Origin of the sequence: Kitasatospora sp. NPDC059803 (genome assembly GCF_042732255.1) — a bacterium.
Taxonomy (GTDB): Bacteria; Actinomycetota; Actinomycetes; order Streptomycetales; family Streptomycetaceae; genus Kitasatospora.
Genome location: NZ_JBHWIJ010000366.1, coordinates 1 through 7,700 on the forward strand (window position 1 = coordinate 1; position 7,700 = coordinate 7,700).

Annotated in this window: 7 protein-coding genes; 2 read left to right on the plus strand and 5 right to left on the minus strand. The window is 72.5% G+C overall.

Translation table 11 applies throughout. The features are described from left to right. Positions 1 to 47: 47 nt before the first annotated feature. Both ACFV6I_RS35445 and ACFV6I_RS35450 read right to left on the minus strand, forming a co-directional pair. Positions 48 to 2,855 (minus strand): SdrD B-like domain-containing protein, encoded by a 2,808-nt coding sequence (locus tag ACFV6I_RS35445; protein ID WP_380430004.1) that lies wholly within the window; start codon positions 2,853 to 2,855, stop codon positions 48 to 50. A gap of 222 nt (positions 2,856 to 3,077) precedes the next feature. Continuing rightward, positions 3,078 to 3,551, minus strand: a complete 474-nt coding sequence (locus ACFV6I_RS35450; RefSeq protein WP_380430007.1) for a hypothetical protein — start codon at positions 3,549 to 3,551, stop codon at positions 3,078 to 3,080. A 315-nt stretch (positions 3,552 to 3,866) separates the two neighbouring features. Between ACFV6I_RS35450 and ACFV6I_RS35455 the strand changes: the two genes are divergently transcribed. Then, positions 3,867 to 4,232, plus strand: coding sequence for a hypothetical protein (locus ACFV6I_RS35455; RefSeq protein ID WP_063352607.1), 366 nt, complete (start codon positions 3,867 to 3,869; stop codon positions 4,230 to 4,232). A gap of 350 nt (positions 4,233 to 4,582) precedes the next feature. Here the strand turns inward: ACFV6I_RS35455 and ACFV6I_RS35460 are convergent, their stop codons facing one another. Together ACFV6I_RS35460 and ACFV6I_RS35465 are read right to left on the minus strand one after the other, a co-directional pair. Further along, the gene (locus tag ACFV6I_RS35460; RefSeq protein WP_380335381.1) at positions 4,583 to 4,729 is read right to left on the minus strand and encodes a hypothetical protein; all 147 of its coding nucleotides are present in this window, start codon (positions 4,727 to 4,729) and stop codon (positions 4,583 to 4,585) included. Positions 4,730 to 4,761: 32 nt separating this feature from the next. Further along, positions 4,762 to 5,190: an ATP-binding protein gene (locus ACFV6I_RS35465; protein ID WP_380335379.1), complete on the minus strand. Its 429-nt coding sequence runs from the start codon at positions 5,188 to 5,190 to the stop codon at positions 4,762 to 4,764. 224 nt (positions 5,191 to 5,414) lie between these two features. On the opposite strand from ACFV6I_RS35465, the gene ACFV6I_RS35470 reads away from it, so the two are divergent. After that, positions 5,415 to 6,779: a hypothetical protein gene (locus ACFV6I_RS35470; protein ID WP_380430010.1), complete on the plus strand. Its 1,365-nt coding sequence runs from the start codon at positions 5,415 to 5,417 to the stop codon at positions 6,777 to 6,779. 523 nt (positions 6,780 to 7,302) lie between these two features. Here the strand turns inward: ACFV6I_RS35470 and ACFV6I_RS35475 are convergent. After that, entirely contained in the window at positions 7,303 to 7,653 is a 351-nt protein-coding gene (locus tag ACFV6I_RS35475; protein WP_380430013.1) for a hypothetical protein, read from the minus strand. Positions 7,654 to 7,700: the final 47 nt, after the last annotated feature.

The window sequence follows — 7,700 nt, forward strand, 5'->3', positions numbered from 1 at the left end:
GCCGTCGAACTCGCCACGGGCCCGGCCGGGTTCCGCCACGCGTGCCGTTACGCGTGCCGTGCGCCGCGCCTGCGCGCGACCACGACCAGCACGCCGCCCGCACTCAGCAGCGCCGCCGCACCGGTCACGCCGAGCGGCAGCACGCTGCCCGCCCCGGTGGTCGGCAGCGCGCCGCCGGGCCGCTCATCGGGCCAGGACGGCCCGGCGCTCGGCGACGGCGGCGGCGGGGACGCCACCGCCGCCACCGCCACTGCCGAGGACGACGACGGGCCCGGCGACGGGCCCGGGGTCGAGACCGCACCCGGCGGCGACGACGGGGCCGCGCCCGAACCGGCCGACGGGAGCAGCCGGTTGACGACCGTCACCGTGATCCCGTCGTCCAGGGTCTCGCAGGTGAGCACCAGCGGCCCGAAGACCGCGATGGCCGGCGCCGCGTAGCCGTCGGGCGGGCTCACCTCCACCCAGTAGTACGTCCCCGGCCCGACGACGGTCCGGCAGATGCCGTCGGCCCCGGTGACGCAGGGATCGCCGATCGGCGAGTCCTTGTGCCCGCCGGTGGTCTGCGGCCAGCTGGGCCCGCCGTTCCAGCGCCACAGCTGGAACGTCGCCCCGGCCAACGGTTTGCCGTCCTGGTCGTGCTTGACCAGGGTCAGCGTGCCCTCCTGCGGCCGGAAGCCGAAGTCGAAGGTGTGGTCGTCCTGGCCCGGCCCGCCGGTGGTCAGTTCCCGCTCGGCGAACGTTGCGCCCGGCGGGACGACGCCCTTGGAGTTGATGAACGGGTTGTCGCCGACGTCGTGCCGGGTGGGCACCCACTGGTACAGCGGGCCGCCCTGGGCGTAGTCGGCGGGGTTGTCCAGCCGGATCGTGTACTTGGTGTGCGGCTTGAGCCCGCCGTCCACGTTCGAGTCGTCGAAGTAGTACTCGCCGCGCGCCGTCGTCCGCGCCGTGCCGACGAGCTTCCCCGGCCCGTCGTACAGGTGGACGGTGGCGCCCTCCACCGGGCGCTGGCCCGGCTTCTGGATGCCCTTGTGCTCGGTGTCGTACCAGACCCGGTTGCCGATCTGCAGCGGCGCCTGGTCGCAGAGCACCTCCAGGTCGCCCATCGAGGCGCCCTTGCCGAACGGCGCGGGCACGTTCGCCGGGTTGAGCCGCAGGCCGAACGCCGGGTCCTGCTTGCCGTCGCGCTGGACGAACGACGTGCCGTAGCCGAAGGCCGTGCTGTTGGGGTCGAACCCGGAGGTCCCGATGGTGTTCTCGACCTTGGACAGCGCCATCCCGGCGTAGGCCGCGTTGTGGTGGACGCCCATCCGGCTGGTGTCGAAGAAGCGGGCGCCCCGGGGCGAGAGCCCGCAGCCGGTGTTGGCGTCCAGCACGTAGGTGCCGCCGGCCAGGCAGGCCTTGTTCAGGTCACCGCCCGACAGCACCTCGCCCACCGCTGCGCCCGACCCCGACTGGCCCGTCGCCCGGTCGGCCATGCGGTCGCGGAAGGCCAGCAGCATCGAGCCGTCCGTCTCGAAGCCGACCTCGCCCAGCTCCGGCTCCGGCTGGGCGCGGAAACCGGCGCAGGTCTGGCCGTTCTGCGTGGTCGGGTAGGTGTTCGTCCACGGGAACCAGCCCGCGCCGTCGCACGGGCCCGAGCCGACGGTCGACTGGCGCGGGTAGTCCAGCGGCTGGTCCAGCACGGCCGTGCGGAACCGGCCGGTGGCCAGGTCGAAGGGCAGCACGACTGCCCGCAGGTCGGAGGCCTTGCCCGTCGACTCGCCCGAGCAGACCCCGCCGAGGTAGCCGACGCCGTCCTGGAGGCCCAGGCCGAACGGCCGCCAGTCCCCGGCCGAGGCGCAGCCCGGGTCCGGGATCGGGTAGACGCCCCTCGGCTGCGCGGCCGTCGGCGCGGTCGCGTCGTAGCGGTACAGCGTGCGGGTGTTGAGGTTGACGACGAACAGGTCCCGGCCGTCGTTCGTCACCTTCAGCCCGCCGAGGCTCTCCTTGCCCGGCGCGACGAGGAACGCGTCGTCCGTCCCCGGCCCGTGCGCCGTGCCGCCGGCGTCCGGGACGGTGGTGAACAGCGTGGTCCGCCCCTGCGCCGGGTCGGTCACGTAGATGCCGCCGGCGCCGCCCGGACCGTAGTCCGTGGTGCGCTTGGCCGACGCCGAGGAGAACACCCGCCGGTCGGCCTTGTTCCACGCGATGCCGTAGAGCGTGCCCGTCTGCGCGTCGGTGGCGAGGTTCGTGACGTTGACGTCCACGCCGTCCTGGCCGCGCGCGCGGTACGGGAACGACACCAGCGTGCGCTGCGCGCCGCCTCCCAAGGTGGTGTTCTGGCAGGTCGTCACCAGCGGCGCGTTCTGCTGACAGTAGTCCCCCGGGTACCACAGCCCGGTGGTGTACGAGACGTTCTTGCCGCCGGAGAGGTCGACGAACTCCTCGTTGGAGCTCAGCTGGTTCGGCGCGCCGTCCAGCCCCTGCCGGGAGGCGAACGCCGGGAACAGCACGCCCGGCCTCGGATTCACCACCTGCACCCGGTACGTTCCGCCGTGCTCCCGGCTCCGCGGCGGCGCCAGCGTGACCGTCCCGTCGGCCCCGGTGGTGCCCTCGACGCGGGCCCGCTCCTCGCCGGTGAGCGTCACCTTCACGCCCGCCAGCCCCGGCTCCAGCGCGGGCGTCCACACCCCGGAGGAGTCCACGGCCCGGATCACCCGGACCGTCACCGTCCCGTCCTCCGTCTGCGAGAACGCCGCCGGCGCCGTCAGCGCCCCGCCCCCGCACAGCGCGGCGGCGAGCACCGCGGCCCGCGCGACGCCCTTCCTTCTCCTTCTCGTCCCCACCTGATCCCCACTCTCATGGTCGGCGGACATCTGCCCGATCCGGACAGGACCCCCAGAAGAGCGACAACCGGTCGTCCACGTCCTGGTTTCGGGGCGCATTCACTGGTGTGTGTGACAGATGAAGGGCTGGAAATCGCATCAAGTTCGGATACGACCGCACAAGTTCGCATACCGCAGGAGAAATCCCGACGCCCCCTCGGACGGACTCTCCCAGCACCGTGAGCCCGAGGACCCGGCGGTTGAGGTGGTGCCTCAGCCCGCGGCGGGGAGGCGCCGCGACCAGGCCGTGCGCGTGACCGGCAGGGCGGTCACGCTCAGGGCCAGGAGGGGGACGAGGACGCCGAGAGCCGGCGCGCCGAGCAGGCCGTGGAAGATCCGCCTCGTGCCGGCGACGGCCAGGAGGGCGCTGCCCAGTGCGGTGGCGAGGACGAGCACCGGCGCGTACTTCGACCCCCGCCGCAGGTGGCGTGCCGCACAGACCCACGACCAGACCGCCACCGCGGCCGCGATGAGGATCAGGAAGCCGGTGAACCCCTCGACGAGGCCGTTGAGCTGGGATGTCTCCTCCTCAGCGGCGCCCCACTGGTCCCGGGGCGGCAGCGGGCTGCCCGGGGAGGGGCGCAGGGCCAGTACGTAGCAGGGCGCGGCGCCCCAGAGCCACGCCCCGGCCAGCATCAGCCGAGCGGGCAGGAGTCGACGGGCGGGGGGTGTGCGTGGTGCAGGCATGACGGGTCACTCCGGACGGAAGAGGCCTGTGGTGGGGACGGATCGAGCCTCACCGATGCGGCCTGACCACCGCATGAGTACGGCTACTCATTCCGCACAGGTCGGCGCAGGTCCGCACAGCGGACGGGGCGCCGTGGCGTTCCCGCAGCCCACTGCCGAAGAGGCGGGCGCCTCGCCGCCGTTCCGGTACCCGGCCGCCGTCCTGCCCGGGGCCATTAGGCCTGAAAGTCGCTATCCGAAGCCGGTGATCAAACCGTAGGAATGGCTCCACGGCCTGACCGGCCACCCACCCGCGATCAGAAGGAGCCCTCACCCATGATCCGTCTTCGTACCTGTATGACCATCGCCGGCGCCGCGGCGATGTTCGCCCTGGCCGCCGCGCCCGCGCAGGCCGCCCCGGGCGACGTCACGACCTCGTGCGGAAGCGTTCTGACCCCGGCCGGCTTCGTCGACGTGAGCTGGGGCTACAGCAGCAGTTGCGGCACGCAGAGCTTCAGCCCGAACATCAAGCAGATAAAGCAGCTCACCGGACTGCCCGTCGGCACCGTGGTCCAGGCCTGCTCCACCACCTACCCGCCGGCGGGCTGGGTCCAGACCGGCTCGTACTACACCAGCAGCTGCGTCGCCTGGTCGAACCCGAGCTTCAACAACAACGCCTGGCAGCTGAAGCGCGTCTCCTGACCGGGCGACTCCGCTGGGGCCCGGGGCGGGGAAAAGGGCGCGCCCGGGCCCCGCCCCCCCCCGAGGACGCCCGGCCGAGGGCTGGATCGGGCTAGCGGCCCGGGTACGGCGGCTGCGGGATCGGCGGGGCCGGGGGCGGAGGCGGCGGGGGCGGGGGAGGCTGGGGGGCCTCCAAGATCGGGACCGCGGTTTGCGGCACGGCGAATCTCCCTTCGGCGTGACGGGTTTCCGACCTGGCGGGGTGCCGAGGCCGGCGAATGTGGGCGGCTCCGGCTGCGGGGGTTCACCCGGAGCCGCCGGTCCCGCCTCGGGCCTTCGCGCGGCGGATGCCCGAGGCGGGGGTACTGGGGTCAGACGGACGGCGTGTCTGGAACCGACGCAGCGAAACCAGCGCGGTCCATGGCGTCCGCCTTGACGTGGTGCTGGATCAGGACCGACAGCAACCCGAGGACGACGGCGTGGCCGAGTGCCCACAGCCCGGTGAGCGCGGTGCCCACAGGATCGCGGTCTGTGCTGCGGTGTCGGCCGCTCACGCCTGGTCCACGGCGATGTCCGCCCACGTCGTCTTTCCGTGCGGCTCCAGGTCGACGCCCCAGACAACGGCCAATCGGTCGACCAGGGCCAAGCCACGGCCGGACTCCGCGTCGTGGGCGGCGCCGATCAGGACCGGCAGGGCGCAGGATCCGTCCCGTACGGAGATCCGCACGGCCTGGCCGGCGCGGTTGGTCATCGGGGCGACGCCGACCCGCATCTCGGTCAGGCAGCCGGTCTTGACCGCGTTGGAGACCAGCTCTGTGACGACCAACTCGGCGTCGTCGGCCAGGTGACCCAGCTCCCAGTCCGCGAGCGCGTCGCGGACCAGCCGACGCGCCGCAGAGGCAGACTGCGGCGCGTACGGCAGTTTGGCCATGGCAGGGCGTGCGAGTGGTTCCGTTCTGATCAGCATCTCGGTGGTCACGGTCCGCTCCTGGTCGCCAGGGCTGCATACTCCGGACAGCGGGGGCTGTCCGGGTGGCAGCGGTCGGAGTCAGCCGCCCGGAGCTTCCCCGGAGCCGGTGTCGACTCTCGACCCGGGCGGCTGACACCAAGTCAACCGATGCTCCGTCGTCCAAGTCCCTGTCTAGGACGGTCGGTTGTCTTTACCGTGTTTACCGCCACCCGGCGCCGAGGAAGGGAGTGGTCATGGCACAGCCTGTGACGAACCACCAGCTCGAAGTGGCCATTGCCGACGCCGACATGACCTTCGACGCCCTCGCCCGAGGCGTCGTCCGCGTGGCGGCCGAGGTCGGTGTCCACCTGCGGACGAACCCGTCCACGGTCCACAAGTGGCTGCGCGGCGCCGATCCGGAGGGCGACACTCCTGCTTTCATCTGTGAGGCGCTGTTCCGCAAGACGGGACGGCTCTACACCCCAACCGAACTCGGGCTGCGGTCGGTGGAAGAATCCGATCCGGGCCTCGGGCTGTCCATCGGCCCCGACCCGGTGGGCGTCCTCGCACGGGTGTGGAGAGCTGACTTGGACCGACGAAAGTTCCTGGCCGCCTCGGCATACTCCGTCGCCGCGATGCACCTGCCGCTGGACCACGTCCGCGAGAGCGCAGAACGAACCGCAGCCGTCCGAGGAGGCGCCGTCGCCGGAGTCGCCGAGGTCGCCGCCGTCCGCGACATGATCAGCATGTTCACCGAGATCGACGAGCGCCACGGCGGCCAGCACGGCCGCTCCGCCCTGATCCAGTACCTGCGGTCCGACGTCGCCGCCCTGTGCCGGGGCACCTTCCGCACCCACGAGGACCGCCAGCAGATGCTCTCAGCCGCAGCGGTCGGCGTGCACCTTGCCGGCTGGAAGGCGTACGACGCCGGCGAGCAGGGCCTCGCCCAGCGGTACTACCACCAGTCCTACGCCCTCGCCGTCGAGTCCGGGATCACCGGCCACGACGCCTTCGTCCTGCGTACCCTCGCCCAGCAGGGCATGAAGCTCCGCCACCCTTCCAAGACCTTCGCACTGTCCGAGACCGCTCTGTCCCGTGTCGCCGGTCGCGTGGACGCCGCGACCGAGGCACTGTTCACCATCACCCACGCCCATGGCCTGGCGGCCACCAACCAACGCCGCCCCGCCGTTCAGGCCGTCCAGCGGGCTCGGGACTTGCTGGAGGCTGCTGGCGGCGACGCCATGCCGTACTGGGCCCTCTCCTGGGGCCCGGCGCGTGCCACGGTCAACTCCCGCAGCGCCAAGGTCTTCTCCCGACTCGGCGACCGGAAGGGCGCTGCAGAGAACTTCGCGGCGGCGGCGGCCAACCGCCCGGCTTCGACCTACGCGAGGATCCTCGCGCTCGACCTAGTGGATCAGGCCAAGATGGAACTCGCTGACGGCGGCATCGAGCAGGCATGCGGGACCTGGAACCACGCGCTCGATGCCATGGCCGGCGTGCAGTCCGTCCGCACCCGCCGTTCGGTGATGGAGATGCGCAAGAGCCTCGCCCAGTTCAAGAGCCGGGGCGTTTCGGCCGCCCAGGAACTCGACGCGCGGGCCGCCGCCTTCCTAGCGTGATCAGCCTGTCGCCGGACCGGCCGCACGCCCGCCGTGCCCCTCCGTGTCGGTGGCGGCCGCAAGCACACAAGACGTGCGGCGGCCGGGATGGTTCCCAGCCGCCGGCACGACTCGAAGCCGAGCACCGGGTTCGTCCCGATGGGGCGGCAGGCCCAGGAAGTACTGCTCCGACGCCTACCGGCAGGCTGCCTACCGTGCACGCCGAAAGCCCGCAACCCAGGGGCTGGCGGTACCTCCCCAGGGAGCGAGCGAGAGCTGACAAGGGCCAGTACGACTATGGTGTGTCTCCTTGAGGTCTGCCCGGATTCGCGGTCCGGACGTACACCCATCTGATGCCGACGAGCGAGTCCCGGACGCGTTCCGCGATCGACAGGGTGCTTCCGAGTTCGGAGGCGGGGCACTCTGCGCCGAAATCCGAGGGCATGTGCCCCACGTGTGACCTGGCGGCCTGATCCCTACCTCGCACTCACCGCGACGTGGGCCCCGATAGTGGCCATTCGTGCAGGTCAGAGGGATATCGGTGCTACGAGGCGGCCTGCAGCAAGGCGCCGTCCTGCCACTTGAGGATCTTGTCGAAGCTCACGATGGCGCCCCGGAGCGGGTGGTTGCGGAGCTGGACGTGGTCGGTGAGGGCGTGGATGAGGAAGAGGCCGCGGCCGGATTCAGCGGTGAGGTCCGGGAGGGCGTCGAGGTCCACGGGGCGCAGCGTGGGCACCGCGGGGCGGACGGGGAGGACGTGGGTGTCGTAGGGGTGGCCGTCGCGCCGGGGCTGGTGGGCGGTGAGGACCCGGGCCGGGACGGTGGCGCGGCCGCGGCGGGGGCGGCGGTGCGCGGCCGGGCGGGGCGGCGGCGGAGGGACGGGGCGGCGGCGCACCGCCCGGGCGGGGGTGCCGACGGGGCCGGGCCGGCCGCGGCCGCGGT